The organism is Streptomyces sp. NRRL F-2580 (assembly GCF_000720115.1).
Taxonomy (GTDB): Bacteria; Actinomycetota; Actinomycetes; order Streptomycetales; family Streptomycetaceae; genus Streptomyces.
The window spans coordinates 1-17,063 of record NZ_JOIR01000052.1; the positions used below are offsets into that span (position 1 = coordinate 1).

Sequence of the window (17,063 nt, forward strand, 5' to 3'; positions counted from 1 at the left end):
AGTAGACGGTGCCCTGGTAGAACTTGCAGCCCGGCATGTTCTTGACGTCCTTGATCTTGCCGTGCTTCTTGCCCTGGTTCTTCTTGCCGTGCTTCTTGCCCTTGCCGTGGCCTTGGTTGTCCTTCTTGCCCTTGCTCTCATGACCGCTCTTCGCATGGTCGGCAACCAGCGTGACCGACTCGCCGACCTGCGGCTTGGCCGGCGCGGCGAATGCACTGGTGGGCAGCAGCACGCCTCCCCCGACAATCGCGGCCGAGACGGCGCGCTTACCGGAGGCTCCTCGCCCTGGCCGGCTGAGGACACCCGCCCCGCCTGCCCCCGCCCGCACGGGCACGGCTGCCGGCTTCGTTTTCCGGCTCGACTCGTGAGGATCTCTTCGCACAGCGGCTTTCGCATGCGCCGTCGGGTCGCTGAAGTAGGTACATGCCATCCACATCGGCCGCACCGACCTCCGAACCTCCCGAGGATGGAACCGACGACCATTGCGAACGGGTGCGGCGCATCCTCACCCGGGCCGGTTTCGACACGGCGTCGGAGCGGGGTGACGGCCTGCGCGTGTGGACGGCTCCGGAGGGGGTCATGGTGGGGTGGGTCGCACGGGAGGTGCTGCGGCCGACCGTTCAAGTCCACGGGCACAAAGAGGACCTCTCCCGGTTCACTTCCCTGGCCGGCCTGCACAAGGCGCTCCAGACCGCCCTCGCGCTGATTCTGCGCGAAGCGGGCCTCGATGTCGCCACCCGCGGGAATCATCTCGTGGCCGTCTGGCCCGGGACGGCGTCACCGGCGGGCGACGAGGCGGGCCCGTAGGCCAAGGGGCCGCACGCCGCACAGGACTGTGGCACTGCGGCTGGCCTGTCGTCCCCGGTCAGGACTGGGCCAGCGTGCGCCGGGGAGGACCTCCGTAGGCGGCGCGGTAGGCGGCCGAGAAGCGTCCCTGGTGGTGGAAGCCCCACCGCTGGGCGATGGCAGTCACCGTGTCGCGCGACGGATCCGCCGCGAGCAGGTCGGCATGGGCGAGAGCCAGCCGTACGCGGCGCAGGTAGGCCGTCGGAGTCGTCCCGAGGTGGCGTCGGAAGGCGTACTGGAGCGCCCTCGGGGTGACACCGGCTGCTGCGGCCATCTCGCCCAGGCCGATTTCGGCATCCGGCTCCGCCTCGATGAAGGCGACCGCCCGGCGGACGGTCTCCGGCGTCGCGTCCCGGGTGTCCGCGAGCACGGGCTCGGGGCGGGCGTTACTGGGGAAGGCGACGAGGACGGTCGCGGCGAGCATCCTGGCGAAGGCGTCGATCATCAGGGGTTCGCTCTCCCCCGGCAGGGCCAGGACGCTCTCCTCGACGTAGTTGACGGTCCTCTTCCACTGGGTGGCGAGGGCGTCGGAGGCCGGAGTGAAGCGGGTGAGGCGTAACGGGCGTGCGGACCGTCCGGGCATGCGGCCCGCGAGCTGTTCGAGCAGGGCGAGCGGGATGGTCACGGCGCGCAGCTCGGCCGCTTGCACGCGGCCCGCGTAGGGAAGGTGCGGTTGCGAGATCGCCAGGACGTCGCCGGGCCCGGCTTCGGTGACGTCGTCCGCGCACTCCCGGGCCATGCGGCCGCTGACCACGTGCGTGATGGCCACCGCTCCCAGGGGGTCAGTGGTGTAGGCGTAGTCCGTCGGCAAGGACAGGGTGCTGAGCGACACGGGACCGGCGGCGGTGCGGGTGTACCAGAAGGAGCTGTGCGGGGCGGGTGCCTTCATGCGCAGGCTCGTTCCGTACGCCGCCTTCAGCCAGTCGCGGGCGACGTCCACGTCGGTGGTCCGAACGCTCCTGACGCCGGGTGGGTCCGCGTACGGCTGAAGAGGCATGGTGAGGGACCTCCTTCGGCAGCGAGCGCGGCACGGGCGGCACGGCGAGCAGTGCGGGCCCCAGCGTACGTCGCGGAACGGGTGCAGGTGTACGTCCAGGCGTCCTCCCCGGGGCGCAGGCCTGGGCGACCAGGCAGATCGCCACGAGGGGGCCCTTGGCCCAGCCGCGGTTGAGGAGGCGGTACGGACCCACCCCGGAGCCGGTGCTCGACTCTCTGGGCGGGGTCTCGCCCGGCGGTACGCCGCCGCCGTACCGCCGGGGCGCGTTTCACGTGCCTGGGTCTGGACCATGTGCAGACATGTCTGCCTCCTCGCCACGAAAGCCGGGCCCAGCCTTCCGGCAGGTCGGCCGGGGCTGTCCCACCCCCTCGCGGGCCAGTCCCCCGGACCGCCCGGCCAGACCGAATCCGAGGGGCCCGGGGCACGGCGCCCGAGCAAAGCCCGGGCCGCCGAGGGCCCCCGTCCTGGCCGGGCGTAGGCCGTACCGGTGAGGGTAGGCGCCGCGTATGAACGCTTTGCGTCCGCTGGCCGTCGTCACCGGCGCCTCCAGCGGTATCGGCTTCGAGCTGGCAACGGAGGCCGCGGTCCACGGTCACGACCTGGTCATCGCCGCCGAGGAGCACTCGATCGAGGACGCGGCCGCCCGTCTGGAGGTTCACGGGGTGGAGGTCCGGGCGGTCCAGACGGACCTCGCCACGTATGCGGGCGCCGAGACCCTCGTCCGGCAGGCGCGGGCCCTGCGGCGGCCCGTACGCACCGTGGTGCTCAATGCCGGGATCGGCCACGGCGGCGCCTTCCTGGACGCCGACCTCGCCGGACTGACCCGCGTGATCGATCTCAACATCACCGCAACGGTCCATCTGTGCCGGCGGCTGCTGGAGGATCTGGTGGCGCAGGGCGAGGGGCGGCTCCTCATCACGTCCTCGGTCGCGACGCAGGTTCCCGGTCCGTATCACGCGGTGTACAACGCCTCCACGACGTTCCTGCGCTCCTTCGGCTTGGCGCTGCGCACCGAGCTCCGCGGTTCGGGTGTCACGGTCACCGTCCTGATGCCCGGGCCCCCGCACACGCGGTTCTTCGTACGGTCGGGTCTGCTCAGCACGCGGCTCGGGCGTTCCCGCAAGGAGGATCCCGCCTTCGTGGCCCGACAGGCGTACGAGGCCTTGGTCTCCGGCCGCGCCCAGGTGGTGGCGGGCTCGCTGCACACCCGAGCGCAGGAGCTGGCCGCGCACGCCCTCCCCGTACGCGCGAAGGCGACCCTGCACCGCCGACTGGCCGAACCGGGCGGTAGCCGGAGCCACCTCTGAGAGTCGGGGACGTGGGACGCCGCCCGTGGACCTTCTACGCGCCGCGCCGTAGTGGACCTGTCGTCGGAACCCTCAGCCGCCCGCACCTGCTCGTCCGACGGACCGGCCGGGCGCCGCCGACACTCGGCCGCGGATCTGCCGCGCTCCGGTTCAGGACCGGCGGCAGGGGAAGGCGCGCAGGGACCGAGTCGCACGCCGGGCCCGAGCCGGCGCGACAACCGCCGCGCCTGCGCCGACGCGGCAGCGGCGGTCCACCGGGGTGACCGACACCCCGACGAAGGGAGTGAGCGACATGCGCATCGCGTTTCTGACCGCCCCGGAGGGTGTGGAGGAGGTCGAGCTCACCGTGCCCTGGAAGGCCGTCGAGACGGCCGGCTGGGTCCCGCAGCTCGTATCGACCGAGCCCGGACGGGTGCAGGCGTTCAACCACCTCGACAAGGCGAACACCTACCCCGTCGACCACCTGCTGGCCGGCGACACCTCGGACGCCTTCGACGCACTCGTGCTGCCGGGCGGTGTCGCCAATCCGGACGCCCTGCGCATGAACGAACGCGCCGTCGGGTTCGTCCGGAGCTTCTTCGATGCGGGCAAGCCCGTCGCGGCGATCTGCCACGCGCCCTGGACCCTGGTCGAAGCCGACGTCGTACGCGGCAGGACGCTGACCTCGTGGCCCAGCCTGGCGACCGACATCCGCAACGCGGGAGGCACCTGGGTCGACGAGGAAGTCCAGGTCTGCCGCGCGGCTCCGGCGACGCTCGTCACCAGCCGCAAACCCGACGACCTCGACGCCTTCTGCGCCACGCTCGTGAAGGAGTTCACCCTCGCCGCGCAGGCGTGACGGCACAGCGCCCGTCCTGGAGCGAGGGCTGCGGTGTCGCCTCGGCGAACTCCCGCGCGAGGCCGTCCCGCGCCGGAGCACGGTGAAGCGCGGGCGTCAGCCGACATGGCCAGGACGGGCCGTGCCGGTCGTCACGGGGTGGCTCCCGTGCGCTCTGGTTGCCATCGGCGTCCACGAAGGCGCCGTGGCGGCCATCACCCGGCAACGGCGCCAGAACGTCGAGCTCGGGCCAGGTCGCTCCCCCGCTGTCCTTGCGCAGGTCGACGACCCACCCGCAGGGCCTGGAGACGTCGAGCGTGCGGACCACCTGTGCACCGGGCCGGGTGTCGGCCCGGTCACGGTGCGGGTGCCGTACGCGACCAACGCCCGGTGGTGCAGCCAGGAACGCGCCCGGCCGGCCAGGGGCCCGGACCACCAGGACGTACGGCTGCCTGGAGCACCGCGAGGGGGCCGGCACGGCACCGTGGACGGCTACCTCCTCCGCCATCCCCATGGATCCTCCCGAGCTGCCGGCGATCACCGCGCACCGAAGCAGCAGAGATATGTCGAGGCTGCCCGCTGCAAGATCGGGTAGGCGGTCCCCACAGGGTCTCGTACGGGAATGGTGATCGGCTTGCTGGGTTGGACGGGGATCGACGTGGTGTACGCCTGCGCGGGCCTGGGGGCGTTGTGCGCGGCGGTGCTTCCGACTGCCCTGGCGAAGCGGCCCCTGTCCTTGCCCATGGTGTTTCTGGCGGCGGGTTTCCTGGTTTTTCTGCTGCCGCTCGACGCGCTCCCGGCACTCGATCCCGTCCGGCACCGGAGCCTGGTGGAGCATCTCACCGAGGTCTGCGTCGTGGTCGCGTTGATGGGCGCCGGACTGGCCATCAACAGGCCTCCGGGCCGGCGTGCCTGGTCGACGACGTGGCGGCTGCTGGGCTTGGCCATGCCCCTGACGATCCTGCTCACCGCGGCCGTGGCGGGCTGGTTGGTGGGGTGGCCGCCGGCCGTGGCCCTGCTTGTGGCGGCTGCCCTCGCTCCCACGGACCCGGTATTGGCCGCAGAAGTACGCGTGGGTGAGCCGACGGACGAGGACGACGATGAGGACGAGGTTCGCTTCGCGCTCACCAGCGAGGCAGGGCTCAACGACGGTCTGGCCTTCCCCTTCGTCCTGGCGGCCATCGCGCTGACCACGGCCTCGGCGACGGGTTGGTCCACGGATGGGCTCTGGCACTGGGTGTGGAGCGACATCCTGGTGCGCAGCGTGGTGGGATTGGCGGTGGGGCTCGGCGTCGGACGGCTCCTCGGCTGGATGTTCTTCCAGGCCTCCTGGAAGGCGCTGCGGCTCTCCGAACACCGCGAGGGCTTCGTCGCGCTCGCCGCGACCTTCACGGCCTACGGGCTGACCGAACTCCTCCACGGCTACGGTTTCCTCGCTGTGTTCGTCGCGGCCTGCACGATCCGCAACGCAGAGCGCGCCCATCGGTACCACCGCGTCATGCACGCCTTCACCGATCAGGTCGAACGGCTCCTCACGGCCGTCATCCTCTTCCTCGTCGGCGGCTTCATCGCCGACGGTGGCCTCGCCGCACTGACCTGGCGTGGAGCCGTCCTGGGGCTCGTGCTGTTCCTGCTGATCCGCCCGGCCGTCGGCTGGGCCGTCCAAATGCGGGGCAGTGCCACGGGGAAAGAGCGCATGATCATCGCGGTGTTCGGCATCCGGGGCATCGGATCGTTCTTCTATCTTGCCTACGCATTGGGCGAAGCCGAGTTCGCCGCGCCCGCGCGCGAGCTGTGGGCCGTGGTGACGTTCACCGTGTTGCTCTCAGTACTCCTGCACGGCATCGCGGCGACACCCGTTACGGCCCGGCTCGACCGCTCGGCCCCGGAGGGATGAGAAGAGCCGAGCACCGATGGTCTCCTCGCGTGCTCGGTCCGCGGGCGTACCGCACGGCGAGATCAGTCGTCGATCGGGCGGGGCTTCCGGGCCCGGAGCCAGGCCGTCCCTGTCAGTTCTGGGCGCGGCCCGTGTCCGAGCGCGGGTAGAGCGGGGCGATGCTCGCCCAGTACCGCTCGAGGTGCGCGTCGGCTGTCCGCAACGCTTGATTGCCCGGCAGGTCGAGGAAGGCGGCGTGCGGGCCGACCCCGCGGTCGTGAACCGCGCCGGCCCCGGAGGATGTGGCCCGGCTCCATGGCGCGCGGGCGGCGTCGGCGCCGTGCCCGCTGTGGCGTCGTGCGCGAGTGCGCCACCAACGCCCCGTGAGGACGCCGGTGGTGACGGCTGCCGCGGCCACGGCGGCCAGGACCTGCAGACCGTGTTGCACGGCCATGACTTCCTCCATGAGAGGAACGTTGTCGGCAAAGGGTGTGGTGGGGGCGGTGCCGGCCGGCTCGGGGAGAGTGGCCGGCACCGCGGCTGGTCAGCCCGGCCAGCTGCCCGTCAGACGCCGTACGGCCACAGCCCCTGACCTGTCGACCGAGGCCTTCACCACGGCGAAGATCGCACCCTGGATGGCTGCGGCGAGCAGGATCTGCTTCCAGCTCCGGTCCTCGTCGGTGGCGTCGGGAGCGTCGCCCTCTCCCTCAATGGTCTTCCACGCCTGCTTGAAGGCGGCGCCTGCGATCAAGCCGCTGAGGGCGCCCAGGGCCAGCCCGACGGGCTTGTAGGCGATCTTGGATGTCTTCATCGGCGACGTCCCCGGCTGCGGCGGACCAGCAGGAGGACGACTACGGCGGCTCCGGCCACCAGGAGCGGGGTGCGGTTGGCGCGTGCAGCCGTCGCCGCCTGACCGGCCTTCTCCAGGAGCGGGTCGGGCGTCTTGTCCGCCGCGTACTGGCCCGCCTTGGCCGCACTCTCCCGTACCTGGGCTGCGGCCTGCGCGGTCTTCTCCAGGAGCGGGTCGGGGGTCTTGTCCTTCACCAGCTGGGCGGCGGCACCCGCCTTCTCGCGGATCTGGTCGGAGACCAGCACTGCCTTCTCGGCGGCCTGGTCCTTGACGGCGGCCGTCTTCTCCTTCGCCTGGGCCTTGATGTCGGCCTTCGCAGCGAGGGCCTCGACGGTCTGTCCCAGCTCGTCGCGGGTGCGCTCGACCTGATCGCGTAGTTCCGCCGAGCCGGAGTTGCCAGGGGTGGGGGCGGGGGTGCCGATGTTGGTTCGGGCGTCGTCGTTCATCGGTGTGCCTTCTCCTTGATCTCGGCCAGATCGGCCTTGACGCTGTCAATGGTCTGCTCGGGAGCCGGGATACCGGCCCGGGCGATCTGCTTCTTTCCGGCCAGGGCAGTCCCGCCCGCCACGATCCCCAGGACCGCGGTGATGATGACGGCGGACGCCCACACGGGAAGAACCAGCGCGAGAGCGGCGATGCAGGTTGCCACCAGCGCCTGAAGTGCCAGGATGCCGGCGATTCCTGCGGCGCCGAAGAGGCCGCCGCCCTTCCCGTAGCGCTTGCTCTTCTGCGTCATCTCCGCCCGGGCCAGCTGCATCTCTTCGCGCACCAGCTCGGACATCTGTTGCGAGGCGCGTGAAACCAGGACGCCCACCGATTCGTCGGCGGCGTGGGACTGCCGCTCTACCGTGGTCATGGTGCGGACACCTTGCCCTTCTTCGCGTTCGTCGTCACGACGCGACTACCCCGCAACCGCACCGTCACCCGCGCGGCAACCGGCGTTGTACGAAAGGCGGCTTGCCAGCGACCCGCTCGTGGCCGGTACCCCCGCGATCGTCGTCTCCATCGGGGCCCGGCGGCGCCGGCTGCTACAGCCAGCCGTTGCGGCGGAAGGCACGGTAGAGGGCGCCTGCCGCGAGCGCCATGAGACCGACGGCGAGCGGGTAGCCGTAGGTCCAGCCGAGTTCCGGCATGTGCTCGAAGTTCATGCCGTAGACGCCGGCGACCATCGTGGGAATCGCGAAGATCGCCGCCCACGCGGAAATGCGTCGCATGTCGTCGTTCTGCCAGGTGCCCACGCGGGCCTGCTGCGCGCCGAGGACCGAGTCCAGCAGTTCGTCCAGGGTCCGCACCTCGATGTCCGTGCGGTGAAGGTGATCGGCGACGTCACGGATGTACGGTGCGATCTTCGGCTGGTGGTTCTCCTCACCCGGGCCGCCGGGCAGGAGGCCTTGGACCACCGGAACGAGCGGCTGCACAGCGTCACGGAACTCGCGTACCTCCCGCTTGAGGGAGTAGATGCTCCCGGTGTGGTCGACGCGGGAGGTCGAGAACACCTCGTCCTCGAGCCGGTTGAGCGTGGCGCGCACGCTTCGGGCGGCGTCGCTGTACGCATCGACGGTGACGTCCAGCACGGCGTGCAGCACAGCCCAGGGGCCATGGCTCAGCATGTCCGGATCGGCGTCCAGCCGGCGGGCGGCCTCGGTGCAGGGATCGATCGTTCCGTGGCTCACGGTGAGAACGCTGCGGGGTCCGACGAAGATCATGACGTCGCCGGTCTCCACTGCCGCTTCTTCTTCCACGTACCGGAGGGTCTTCAGCGCGACCGCCAGGACGTCGCCGTATCGCTCGCGCTTCGGACGCTGTCGCCCGTGGAGCGCGTCCTCGACGGCCAACGGGTGAAGGCCCAGTTCCTCGGCCAGCTGGGCCAGTTCGCCTTCCGAGGGGCCTGCCAGTCGGACCCACGCGAACTCACCGTCGCCCAAGCCCCGCAGCCGCTTGAGGACAGACTGACAGGCGTCGTCCGGCAGCTCGCACTCCACGCGCTCCGACCGGCCCGAGACCTGGTCGTACATGACACATTCCATCTCCCGCGCATGCTTCACCAGCCCCGTTTCATGCGCCCGCAGCCGGTTCTCGTTCTGCGGGCGCCGTGTGGCGGGAGACACCGGAGCAGCTCGTGTAGGCGCGCGGACGCGGGTAAGGAGCAACCCCATGAACGCGTCGAGTGAACTGTTGTCCGAGTCCGGGGTGCGGGAGCTGATCGGATGGCTGGTGCACGTCATCGAGGCGGGCGGCGCGCTGATCATCTTCGCGGGCGCCGTCTGGGCCTTCGCCCGGTTCGCCACGACCGGCCTGCGCAGACGCTCCCTCATCGTCGAGTTCAACAAGATCCGCCTCAGCCTGGGCCGCTTCCTCGTCCTGGGACTGGAATTCCAACTGGCGGGCGACGTCCTGCGCACGGCGGTCGCCCCCAGCTTCACCGAGATCGGCCAGCTGGCGGCCATCGCCGCCATCCGCACCATCCTGAACTTCTTCCTCACCCGCGAGATCGCGCAGGAGCGCGCCGAGATCGAAGCCGACCAGAAGGAGCCGGTGCAGCGGACCGTAGCCTCCTGACCATTGCGCTCCGCCACCGGTGTTTGACACCGGTCGGCGGGGAACACGGGCTTGCGAGGTGATCACTGTGCCCACACCCACACGGGACGAAGTACGCAGCCGAGTGCGGGCTGCTGTCACGGGAAAGATCGAATACCTGCGGCGTGCCGCACATGGTCCTGGAAGCGAGCGGGACGATCTGATCCTGGTCATCAAGTCCGTGGTCGCCGCCATGGCCGCGTGGGTGATCGCCCGCTACCTGCTCCCGCCGACCGTTTCCACGTTCGCACCGTTCACCGCGCTGGTCGCCCTGCAGGCCACGGTGTACCGCTCGGTGCGCGAGTGCGTCCAGTACCTGCTGGCGATGGCGGCGGGAGCCGCACTCGCAGCCTCCCTGGCGGCCGTGGCGGGGATTCACGGGTGGACGTTCGGACTCCTCACCCTGATCGCGCTCTTCCTGGGAAGGAGCGAGCGGTTCGGCCAGCAGGGCACCCAGGTCGCCATCATCGGCTTCTTCGCGTTCTCCTCCGGCCAGGGACGCATCGATTACATCGGCCACCTGGCCGCGTCGGTTGCCGTCGGTGCGCTCTGCGGCCTCACCGCCCACCTCCTCCTCGCGCCCGCCCGCCACGTCCACCACCGGCAGCAGGCCGTCGCCGACCTCTACGCCGCGATGAGCCGACGCCTCGACGACCTGGCCGAGATCCTCGAAGGAAACGACGCCGACACCCAGCGCATCCGCCACTGGCGACGCGACTGGCGCAAACTCGCCGCCTCCTGCGAACGCATCCGGAAGACCATCGACACCGAGATCGAGAACAGCCGCTTCCATCCTCGCCGCACCGTCGACAGCGCCGACGCCGCCCTGCCCCGTGCCCGCGACGCCGTCACCGTCGCCGAACGCACGATGGACCACCTCCGCTCCCTGACCCGCACCCTCGACTACGCCCTGGACAGCCGCGAAATCGAGAACCTGCCGGAGTCCTTCCGAACCGCCTCCAGCTCGCTGCTGCGAAGGGCGGCCACCGCGATGCAGAAGATCGGCCAGGTTTCCCTCACCGACTCCGGACAGCTGGACGACCTGATCGACGACGCGACGGCAGAACTCGACCGCGTCGAACGGCAGGAGCGCGCAGCCACCGACGCCGCACCGGTGGTGCACACCCTTCAGGGAACCCTTCTCACCGACATCGGCCGTGTTCTGGCCGAGCTCCGCTCGGGCCGCCAAGACCTCACCCCGAAATCCTGACCGATGCCGCCGGGGTGCCGGCACGGCCGGAACGCCCTGGCAGCGCGTATCGCTTCGTGGTCTGGGAACACGAGCGGTCATGTACGGACGACATGCACGTCCCACGAGCAAACCATTCGGCCCGGCACCCGCAGCCAAAGCGCCCCCGCCCGGCCATGACGGCGCCAAACACTCGCGCCGAAGCCGGATAAGCGGCCGGTTCCGCCGCCGGATACTGGCGTACCGGGCAGTCGAATTCCTGTCCGCACACATCCCGGAGGCCTCGGGCCCGGGCGAGGAATGCCTGCTGCTCGTCCACGTCCGTCAGGTCGTCGGCCAGGTTCACTACCGGATCTGCCAGGACTGCGCCCGGGGCGTCATCACCGCGGTCATCATCGACCAGCGCTTCCACCGCGCCGGCCTGGGCACCCGGGCGCTTTCGCACCTACGCTCCCGCCACCCCAGGACTGCCTGGCGCACCACGGCGACGAGGCGCACCGCCCGGGATCTCCTGCGCCGCATGCGCATTCCCACGATCACTTCTGATCCGTTTTGCATCCATACGCGCCGACCCTTGCTTGACCCGACTCCGGCCACCTCCTGACCGACGACCCGCCGCTCGCACGCAAGCGCTACCTTCTGCGACTCCGCCGGCCTCAGCGCCCTCCTCCACGCCCGCCTGATCAGACGCGCGCTTCCGCCCCCGTGTCCTGCTGCGCGCCACCCGCCACGACAGATCAGTGCATAGAGCCGCAAAGCCTGGGCAGAAGGGGCGGACAGCCGTCGGTCAACTGGGAGGGAAGGTCGTCATGTCTCGCTCGGCCACCATGATGGGCCCCGTTCGGGCAAGGGAAGCGCAAGTCACAGGTACCCCGGGGTTGCCCACGGAGGAGCCGGAAACGGTCCGAGTGGACAACGCCCGCGAAATGGCGCCCGGCGACGCACGCGAGCTGTCGCGTGTCTTCTTCCGGAGACTGCGCACGCTGGAGGAGGGCACGCGCGAGTACCAGTACACGCGCAACACACTGATCGAGATGAACGTCTCCCTCGTGCAGTTCGCCGCACGCCGCTTCCGCGCCCGCGTGCTCGGCGGCGGACTCGACATGGACGACATCATCCAGGTGGGAACCATCGGCCTCATCAAGGCGATCGACCGCTACGACCTCGACCGCGAGGTCGAATTCTCCACCCTCGCCCTCCCCTACATCATCGGTGAGATAAAGCGTCACTTCCGCGACACCACCTGGGCCGTGCACGTCCCCCGCCGACTCCAGGAACTGCGTAGCGAGCTCGCCCAAGCCCAGGAGGCACTCACCGACGTCCTGGGCCGGGCCCCGACGGTCAAGGAGGTCGCCGGGCACCTCGAACTGACCGAGGAAGAGGTCATCGACGGACTCATCGCCGCGAACGGCTACACGAGCGGCTCCCTCGACACCGCCGCCGCGGAGAGCGACGTATCGTCCCCGACGAGCCGTACCACTCGGCCACTGGCCGAGCTCGTCGGCGATGTCGACCCCGCCATGGAACTCTTCGAGGACTTCCACACCCTCGCACCACTGCTGCAACAGCTGGACGAGCGCGACCGGCTGATCCTGCGGATGCGCTTCGGCCAGGAGAAGACCCAGGCCGAGATCGGCGCCGAATTGGGCATCTCCCAGATGCAGGTCTCCCGCCTCCTGTCCCGAACTCTCGCCCGGCTTCGCGCCGGCATGCTCGCCGGGTAGGGGCGACTGATGACGTCCCTACCGGGGAACGCGGTGCCGCGGTCCGAGGTCGACCCACCGATTCTGCGATCTGGTCGAGCTCCGCAGCACCGCCGGCAGCTTCACAGTGCGGCTTCACAAAGCAACGCCCTGAGACGAGGGGTCCCCTACACTGTCACGACCACGGCGAGGCTTCCCGCCCCACCCACGGGCATCCGACCGCCTCATGACGCCGGCCGCTATCGTGGCATGGGCCCGGTGCCGGGAGCAGAGGCCGTGGGTGAACACGGGGGTGGGATCACAGTGGAGACCAAGGAACCGGAGGCGAGCGGTCCGATGAGCGTTGGCCTTCCCTCCAGGAGGCAGCGCCGACGGCTCGCCCTCGTGGGCGTTCCGGGGGCCGTTGCCAAGGGCCGCGACTTCACCCGCCAAGCACTCCGGGACTGGGGCTGGGACAAGACCGAGACCTCCGAGGACGTCCTCCTCGTCGTGTCGGAACTGCTGACCAACGCTTCACTGCATGCGAACGGCTGCCACGAACTGGTCCTGACCGCCGAAGAAACGGCCTTGCACATCGAGGTCCACGACGGCACGACCACCCCTCCCGTCCGCCACCCGGCGCCCCAACGCGGGATGCCGGGCGGCCGCGGTCTGTACATAGTGGAGCGCCTGTCCGATCGTTGGGGCGCACACATGTACGAGACCGGGAAGGCCGTATGGGCTGAGATCGAGGCTTCCCGGCTGGAGCACGGCATCAACGCCTGAGGAGTGCGCCGGGTTCAAGCCTCATCTGCCGAGGTCCCGGCAGCCTGACCCCGGCCTGTCGTGCCGTCGAGCATCTCGCGCAGGATGTCCAGGTGGCCGTTGTGGCGGGCCGTCTCCTCGGTGAGGTGGAGGAGGATCCAGCGCAGGTCGACGTGGAGGCCGTTGCGGACGGCTCGCCGGGCCTTGTCGTCCAGGCGCTTCCCGGCGACCAGTTCGCGGTAGCGAGCGCTCTGTTCGGCGTATTCGTCGAGCAACTGCGTCAGTGGGAAGTCGACGGCGATCCGCATCTCGCGGTCGGGGTCCTCCTCGGTCCAGGGCCCCTGGTCTTCCTCGCCGAGGAAGACCACCTGGAACCAGTAGTACTCGACCCAGCGGAGGTGGTTGATCACTCCGCTCACGGTCATCAGCGGTGAGCCCGGCAGGAGCGCCTTGCGGGCGTTCTCTGCGCAGACGCCGGCGCACTTGGCGCGGGCGGTGTCACGTGTGTAGTCGAGAAACGTGGTGAGCTGGGTGCGCTCGTCCCACGCGGGCGGCGTGTCGTCGATTCTGGCCATCGCGCGAAGCGTCCCCGATCACCGCGACGATGTCGAGCGTATTTCTCGACGGACCCAACCCGCTCCACCCAGCTCCTTGTCCGGCGGGTCACCAGAGCGATTCAGCACCGATGGGACGCCCGGCAGGATCCGCCGGAACTTCGCACTGGGCGCTCGCGGATCCGTGGCAGGGACAGATCATGGGGGAACGCCGAACCAGCCGTTCTGCTCCGTGCGTGAACGCGTGCCGGGGGAATCGGAGGACCGCGGGCCGGCGTTGTCATGTAGGTGGGTAACGCATCCCGGTACGGCCATGACGAGCAGGGCCCGGCCGATTTCGAGGCCGCCCGCGCACGCATTGCGGCCGACCGCGCCGACACCGTCGCGCGGGCGGCCGCGCTCGGCCGCGACTTCGACGGGATCGTCGCGGCGAACGCCCTGGTCGCGGTAGACGACGAGCACGACCCCGAGGGGGCCAGCACCGCCTTCGAGCGGGCGCACGTCGCCGCCCTGATGGCGCGGGCACGCGAGCACCTGGAAGAACTGGACCGTGCACTGGAACGGCTCGAACGGCACGAGTACGGGCGGTGCGAAGTCTGCGGCGAGACGATTCCGCCCGAGCGCTTGGAGATCCGTCCGGCAGCGACCACCTGCATCCGCTGCGCCCGGACCGCCCCTCACCGGTTGACGGGCCCCGCCTGACGTCGGCCCGTCCGAGGCGTGCGAGCCCCCGGCCAGGGGCAGCGGAACGGCTCCGCCCTCGGAAGGAGGGGGAGCCGTTTCTGTCGGGGGCTGGGTCGCTCAGGCGTGACGGTGGTGGCGCCGGTTGCCGGTGACGAGTCGGTAGACGGCGAGGAGGATGACGGAGCCGATGATGGCGGCGATCCAGGTGGAGAGGTCGAAGAAACCGTCGATGGAGTCGACGCCGAAGATGACCTTGCCGAGCCAGCCGCCGAGCAGGCCGCCCGCGATGCCGATGAGCATCGTAATGATGATCCCGCCCGGGTCCTTGCCGGGCATCAGCGCCTTCGCGATGAAGCCCGCGAGCAGTCCGATCAAAATCCAGGCAATGATGCCCATGCGCTTCTCCTACCTCGATGGAAAGGCCCGGCGACAGAGCCGGTGATAACGCTCGTCTTCACCGCTTCGAGGGTTCCAAACGTCCGGACCTTTGATTGTCACGACAGGTTCTTGGATCTTCTTGCTCACCATCGCGCCGAGGCAGACCGCGCCCGTGATCGACCCACCGAACTACGCGGCCAGTCCCCGTCGTTCGAACGTGACAGGGGTCGGTCTCCTTGGGTGCGGCGCATGCCGAACGGGACGTGCCGGCACTACCCCGCATTCGATCCGGGTGCGTGAAGCAGTGAAAGCGGGGCAAGCGGAGTTCAGGCGGAACGCAGCACACCGCCGAACACGACGTACGGAAGAAGGAGGATCGGCGGAGAGGGCATTTCCCCGCCGTCCCCCATTGACCGAGGAGTTGTTTTCGCGTGACTGAACATGTGTGGAGTTACAAGTCGACGTCGGGCCACCTGGCCGGTACGGACCCCTTCGACACCGGCTCGCCCCGCGGGCCCGGGAGACGGCCGTGAAGGAGTGACATGACCGACGGCCAGACCGTCCGGATCGCCCTGGCCGGAGGCGGCGCCTTCGGCGCCAAGCACGCGGCCGCGCTCAGGCGGATCGCGTCGAGGTGGCCGCCGTCGTGAGCGGCACCCTCGACAGCGCCGGGAAGTTCGCTGGATGCCGAGGCGTGCCTGGAAGCGCAGCAGCGCACCGGACTGGTCGCGATGGTGGGGCACACGCGGCGCTTCAACCCGAGCCACCAGTGGGTACGGCGGCAGGTCCAGGCCGGGACTACCGCATCCAGCAGATGGACGGCCGGCCGCGCTCCTGGACCGACCATCTGCTGTGGCACCACGCCCCGCACACCGTCGACCTGTTCGCCTACCAGACCGGCTCGCCGATCGTGCAGGCCAACGCGGTCCGGGGCCCGGTCCACCCCGAGCTCGGCATCGCGATGGACATGTCGATCCAGCTGCGCACGGAAAGCGGCGCGATCTGCACCCTGTCGCTGTTGTTCCGCCCGATCGGCCGCGCGTCGATGCCGCTCAGGGTGCTTCGACCAGCGGGGGCTCCCCCATGGGGACGGTCAGCGCCTCGCGCAGGGCGCCAACGGCATCGGCGCCGATGCGTTCCGCCAGGACGCCTTCGATGACGGCGAGGGTGTCCTGGGCCCGTCGATGCACGCGGGCACCCTCGGCGGTGGGGCGGATCAGTAGGCTCCGGGCAGAGGCGGGATCGGGCGCCTGTTCCAGCAGCCCCATGCCGATGAGGGCGTGCACGGCCTGGTGGGCGGTCTGCCGCGTGACGCCCATCCTGCGGGCCAGTCCCGAGACCGTGGTGCCCTCTTCGTCGAGGGCGGCGAAGACGGCCGCCTGCCCGACGGTGACCGGCTGCTCGCCGGCGGCCCGCATGCTGGCCAGCAACGCGTCGTCGAACCAGCGCTTGGCCTCGGTGAGCAGCTGGGGGAGGTTGGGTGCGGGGGTGGTCATGGTTCCTTACGGGATGAGGTTTCGAGGATAACGACCGTACGGGGGCTCCCGGGCAGTGAATGTCAGGTAGCCTGACATTCACTGTTCCCGTCGCGCCAGAGGCCCTCATGACCTTGGAGTTCGCCCGTCCCCACCGCCCGCGGTCGCACATCCCGGCCGAACCCGGGAAGCCGTACTTCATCGAGAAGGGCCTGGGCGACCGCGCCCACCTGTTCACCGACCTGGTCACCGTCTACACGGGCGGCGAGCAGACCGAGAACGCCTTCAACTTCTTCACCGTCGAGGGTCCCAAAGGCGACGTGATCCCGGCCCACGTCCACTCCGACACCTACGAGGTCTTCTACATCACGGACGATGCGGTGCGGCTTTTCGTCGAGGACCTGGAGGGTGAGCAGTACGAAAGGCTGCTCACCGCGGGCGACTTCGGCTTCGTAACCAAGAACTGCCCGCACGCCTACCGCATCGAGCGCCACCACAGCCGGGTCGTCGGCGTGGCCGCAGGACCCGGCGGCACCTTCGAGCGGTTCTTCGAGAACCTCGGCGTCCCGACCGAGGAACTCGGTCTGCCGCCCGAACCGTACGTCCCTGGTCCGCACAAGTTCGCCACCGTGCCCGAGCGGTACGAGGTGCGCTTCCTGCCCGGACACCAGTGGCGCACCGGGAGCTGACCCCGCGCCGCTGACGCCCGACCTCGCCTCGTTCCTGGCGCCGCCCGCCCCCGAGCGGCTGCCGCTCCCGCCGCGCACCCTGCAACCGGCGTACGCCTGTTGCGCGGTGTGCCGTACGCCTACCGTGCGGGCACCCGACCGCTCGAACTCGATGTGTGGCTGCCCGACACGACGCACGGGCCCCTGCCCGTCGTCCTCTACCTGCACGGCGGGGGCTGGAGCGCGGGCACGCGCACCACCAGCCGGTGCAGGCACAACCGCTCCGCGCCCGCTGACTGGGCGCTGATCCCCGCCCCGAAAGTGCCGCCCTGGATGCCTTCATATATGCCGGTCCGCACGACCGTGCACTGCTTGTGAATGCCATGCGGGCAGTACAC

General features: G+C 70.0%; 22 protein-coding genes and 1 pseudogene. 12 read left to right on the forward strand and 11 right to left on the reverse strand.

Features of this window, described 5'->3' with window-relative positions; genetic code table 11:
- Positions 1–232: hypothetical protein (locus IF88_RS41420; protein WP_037808318.1), on the reverse strand; the 232-nt coding region annotated here is incomplete at its 3' end.
- A 191-nt stretch (positions 233–423) separates the two neighbouring features.
- Between IF88_RS41420 and IF88_RS0135915 the strand changes: the two genes are divergently transcribed.
- The gene (locus IF88_RS0135915) at positions 424–807 is read left to right on the forward strand and encodes a hypothetical protein (protein WP_158754792.1); all 384 of its coding nucleotides are present in this window, start codon (positions 424–426) and stop codon (positions 805–807) included.
- Between the two features lie 58 nt (positions 808–865).
- Here the strand turns inward: IF88_RS0135915 and IF88_RS0135920 are convergent, their stop codons facing one another.
- Together IF88_RS0135920 and IF88_RS48700 are read right to left on the reverse strand one after the other, a co-directional pair.
- Positions 866–1,843, reverse strand: coding sequence for an AraC family transcriptional regulator (locus tag IF88_RS0135920; protein ID WP_063754895.1), 978 nt, complete (start codon positions 1,841–1,843; stop codon positions 866–868).
- A 124-nt stretch (positions 1,844–1,967) separates the two neighbouring features.
- A pseudogene (locus IF88_RS48700) lies at positions 1,968–2,081 on the reverse strand (DUF6480 family protein); the annotation flags it as partial.
- A 268-nt stretch (positions 2,082–2,349) separates the two neighbouring features.
- On the opposite strand from IF88_RS48700, the gene IF88_RS0135925 reads away from it, so the two are divergent.
- The 3 genes from IF88_RS0135925 to IF88_RS0135940 all read left to right on the forward strand — a co-directional run bounded on the left by IF88_RS0135925 (position 2,350) and on the right by IF88_RS0135940 (position 5,864).
- The gene (locus IF88_RS0135925) at positions 2,350–3,150 is read left to right on the forward strand and encodes an SDR family NAD(P)-dependent oxidoreductase (protein WP_030722564.1); all 801 of its coding nucleotides are present in this window, start codon (positions 2,350–2,352) and stop codon (positions 3,148–3,150) included.
- Positions 3,151–3,442: 292 nt separating this feature from the next.
- Complete coding sequence (locus IF88_RS0135930) at positions 3,443–3,988, forward strand: type 1 glutamine amidotransferase domain-containing protein (protein WP_030722568.1); 546 nt, start codon at positions 3,443–3,445, stop codon at positions 3,986–3,988.
- Positions 3,989–4,589: 601 nt separating this feature from the next.
- Positions 4,590–5,864, forward strand: coding sequence for a cation:proton antiporter (locus IF88_RS0135940; RefSeq protein WP_030722574.1), 1,275 nt, complete (start codon positions 4,590–4,592; stop codon positions 5,862–5,864).
- Between the two features lie 112 nt (positions 5,865–5,976).
- On the opposite strand, the gene IF88_RS46040 is transcribed toward IF88_RS0135940, so the two are convergent.
- The 5 genes from IF88_RS46040 to IF88_RS0135965 all read right to left on the reverse strand — a co-directional run bounded on the left by IF88_RS46040 (position 5,977) and on the right by IF88_RS0135965 (position 8,708).
- Positions 5,977–6,297 carry a hypothetical protein gene (locus IF88_RS46040; protein WP_030722577.1) on the reverse strand — a complete coding sequence of 107 codons (321 nt, stop codon included), beginning with the start codon at positions 6,295–6,297 and terminating at the stop codon, positions 5,977–5,979.
- Between the two features lie 90 nt (positions 6,298–6,387).
- Positions 6,388–6,654, reverse strand: a complete 267-nt coding sequence (locus tag IF88_RS0135950; RefSeq protein WP_030722581.1) for a DUF4235 domain-containing protein — start codon at positions 6,652–6,654, stop codon at positions 6,388–6,390.
- Positions 6,651–7,139, reverse strand: a complete 489-nt coding sequence (locus IF88_RS0135955) for a DUF3618 domain-containing protein (protein ID WP_030722584.1) — start codon at positions 7,137–7,139, stop codon at positions 6,651–6,653. Before IF88_RS0135955 ends, IF88_RS0135950 begins: the two co-directional genes overlap by 4 nt.
- Entirely contained in the window at positions 7,136–7,549 is a 414-nt protein-coding gene (locus IF88_RS0135960) for a phage holin family protein (protein WP_030722587.1), read from the reverse strand. Before IF88_RS0135960 ends, IF88_RS0135955 begins: the two co-directional genes overlap by 4 nt.
- A 172-nt stretch (positions 7,550–7,721) precedes the next feature.
- Positions 7,722–8,708, reverse strand: a complete 987-nt coding sequence (locus IF88_RS0135965) for a magnesium and cobalt transport protein CorA (protein WP_234323821.1) — start codon at positions 8,706–8,708, stop codon at positions 7,722–7,724.
- Positions 8,709–8,847: 139 nt separating this feature from the next.
- Here IF88_RS0135965 and IF88_RS0135970 point away from each other — a divergent pair, with 139 nt between their 5' ends.
- The 4 genes from IF88_RS0135970 (at position 8,848) to IF88_RS0135990 (ending at position 12,927) form a co-directional block, all read left to right on the forward strand.
- Positions 8,848–9,252, forward strand: a complete 405-nt coding sequence (locus IF88_RS0135970) for a DUF1622 domain-containing protein (protein WP_030722593.1) — start codon at positions 8,848–8,850, stop codon at positions 9,250–9,252.
- A 67-nt stretch (positions 9,253–9,319) separates the two neighbouring features.
- The gene (locus tag IF88_RS0135975; protein ID WP_078893364.1) at positions 9,320–10,480 is read left to right on the forward strand and encodes an FUSC family protein; all 1,161 of its coding nucleotides are present in this window, start codon (positions 9,320–9,322) and stop codon (positions 10,478–10,480) included.
- A gap of 788 nt (positions 10,481–11,268) precedes the next feature.
- Complete coding sequence (locus IF88_RS0135985; protein WP_030722599.1) at positions 11,269–12,183, forward strand: SigB/SigF/SigG family RNA polymerase sigma factor; 915 nt, start codon at positions 11,269–11,271, stop codon at positions 12,181–12,183.
- A gap of 315 nt (positions 12,184–12,498) precedes the next feature.
- Complete coding sequence (locus IF88_RS0135990; RefSeq protein WP_234323822.1) at positions 12,499–12,927, forward strand: ATP-binding protein; 429 nt, start codon at positions 12,499–12,501, stop codon at positions 12,925–12,927.
- Between the two features lie 14 nt (positions 12,928–12,941).
- On the opposite strand, the gene IF88_RS0135995 is transcribed toward IF88_RS0135990, so the two are convergent.
- The gene (locus IF88_RS0135995) at positions 12,942–13,481 is read right to left on the reverse strand and encodes a DinB family protein (RefSeq protein WP_051838155.1); all 540 of its coding nucleotides are present in this window, start codon (positions 13,479–13,481) and stop codon (positions 12,942–12,944) included.
- Positions 13,482–13,748: 267 nt separating this feature from the next.
- Between IF88_RS0135995 and IF88_RS0136000 the strand changes: the two genes are divergently transcribed.
- Positions 13,749–14,162 carry a TraR/DksA family transcriptional regulator gene (locus IF88_RS0136000; protein ID WP_051838157.1) on the forward strand — a complete coding sequence of 138 codons (414 nt, stop codon included), beginning with the start codon at positions 13,749–13,751 and terminating at the stop codon, positions 14,160–14,162.
- 99 nt (positions 14,163–14,261) lie between these two features.
- Here the strand turns inward: IF88_RS0136000 and IF88_RS0136005 are convergent, their stop codons facing one another.
- Positions 14,262–14,540, reverse strand: coding sequence for a GlsB/YeaQ/YmgE family stress response membrane protein (locus tag IF88_RS0136005; RefSeq protein ID WP_030389541.1), 279 nt, complete (start codon positions 14,538–14,540; stop codon positions 14,262–14,264).
- 796 nt (positions 14,541–15,336) lie between these two features.
- Between IF88_RS0136005 and IF88_RS48705 the strand changes: the two genes are divergently transcribed.
- Positions 15,337–15,681 (forward strand): hypothetical protein, encoded by a 345-nt coding sequence (locus tag IF88_RS48705; protein ID WP_234323826.1) that lies wholly within the window; start codon positions 15,337–15,339, stop codon positions 15,679–15,681.
- Here IF88_RS48705 and IF88_RS0136015 read toward each other — a convergent pair.
- The gene (locus tag IF88_RS0136015) at positions 15,575–16,018 is read right to left on the reverse strand and encodes a MarR family winged helix-turn-helix transcriptional regulator (protein WP_030722609.1); all 444 of its coding nucleotides are present in this window, start codon (positions 16,016–16,018) and stop codon (positions 15,575–15,577) included. The two genes, IF88_RS48705 and IF88_RS0136015, sit on opposite strands and share 107 nt — an antisense overlap.
- A gap of 107 nt (positions 16,019–16,125) precedes the next feature.
- Between IF88_RS0136015 and IF88_RS0136020 the strand changes: the two genes are divergently transcribed.
- Positions 16,126–16,686 carry a quercetin 2,3-dioxygenase gene (locus IF88_RS0136020; RefSeq protein WP_030722611.1) on the forward strand — a complete coding sequence of 187 codons (561 nt, stop codon included), beginning with the start codon at positions 16,126–16,128 and terminating at the stop codon, positions 16,684–16,686.
- Between the two features lie 99 nt (positions 16,687–16,785).
- Positions 16,786–17,043: a hypothetical protein gene (locus IF88_RS46955; protein WP_158754794.1), complete on the forward strand. Its 258-nt coding sequence runs from the start codon at positions 16,786–16,788 to the stop codon at positions 17,041–17,043.
- Positions 17,044–17,063: the final 20 nt, after the last annotated feature.

Excerpts from the sequence above, each read along its gene's own strand:
- IF88_RS0135970 (WP_030722593.1), top strand. The coding sequence starts at position 8,848 with ATGAACGCGTCGAGTGAACTGTTGTCCGAGTCCGGGGTGCGGGAGCTG.
- IF88_RS0136015 (WP_030722609.1), bottom strand. The coding sequence starts at position 16,018 with ATGACCACCCCCGCACCCAACCTCCCCCAGCTGCTCACCGAGGCCAAG.
- IF88_RS48705 (WP_234323826.1), top strand. The coding sequence starts at position 15,337 with ATGGACGGCCGGCCGCGCTCCTGGACCGACCATCTGCTGTGGCACCAC.
- IF88_RS0136005 (WP_030389541.1), bottom strand. The coding sequence starts at position 14,540 with ATGGGCATCATTGCCTGGATTTTGATCGGACTGCTCGCGGGCTTCATC.
- IF88_RS0135985 (WP_030722599.1), top strand. The coding sequence starts at position 11,269 with ATGTCTCGCTCGGCCACCATGATGGGCCCCGTTCGGGCAAGGGAAGCG.
- IF88_RS0135965 (WP_234323821.1), bottom strand. The coding sequence starts at position 8,708 with ATGTACGACCAGGTCTCGGGCCGGTCGGAGCGCGTGGAGTGCGAGCTG.
- IF88_RS0135960 (WP_030722587.1), bottom strand. The coding sequence starts at position 7,549 with ATGACCACGGTAGAGCGGCAGTCCCACGCCGCCGACGAATCGGTGGGC.
- IF88_RS0136020 (WP_030722611.1), top strand. The coding sequence starts at position 16,126 with ATGACCTTGGAGTTCGCCCGTCCCCACCGCCCGCGGTCGCACATCCCG.
- IF88_RS0135940 (WP_030722574.1), top strand. The coding sequence starts at position 4,590 with ATGGTGATCGGCTTGCTGGGTTGGACGGGGATCGACGTGGTGTACGCC.
- IF88_RS0135950 (WP_030722581.1), bottom strand. The coding sequence starts at position 6,654 with ATGAAGACATCCAAGATCGCCTACAAGCCCGTCGGGCTGGCCCTGGGC.
- IF88_RS0135995 (WP_051838155.1), bottom strand. The coding sequence starts at position 13,481 with ATGGCCAGAATCGACGACACGCCGCCCGCGTGGGACGAGCGCACCCAG.
- IF88_RS0135955 (WP_030722584.1), bottom strand. The coding sequence starts at position 7,139 with ATGAACGACGACGCCCGAACCAACATCGGCACCCCCGCCCCCACCCCT.
- IF88_RS0135930 (WP_030722568.1), top strand. The coding sequence starts at position 3,443 with ATGCGCATCGCGTTTCTGACCGCCCCGGAGGGTGTGGAGGAGGTCGAG.
- IF88_RS0135925 (WP_030722564.1), top strand. The coding sequence starts at position 2,350 with ATGAACGCTTTGCGTCCGCTGGCCGTCGTCACCGGCGCCTCCAGCGGT.
- IF88_RS0135990 (WP_234323822.1), top strand. The coding sequence starts at position 12,499 with ATGAGCGTTGGCCTTCCCTCCAGGAGGCAGCGCCGACGGCTCGCCCTC.
- IF88_RS0135920 (WP_063754895.1), bottom strand. The coding sequence starts at position 1,843 with ATGCCTCTTCAGCCGTACGCGGACCCACCCGGCGTCAGGAGCGTTCGG.
- IF88_RS0135915 (WP_158754792.1), top strand. The coding sequence starts at position 424 with ATGCCATCCACATCGGCCGCACCGACCTCCGAACCTCCCGAGGATGGA.
- IF88_RS46040 (WP_030722577.1), bottom strand. The coding sequence starts at position 6,297 with ATGGCCGTGCAACACGGTCTGCAGGTCCTGGCCGCCGTGGCCGCGGCA.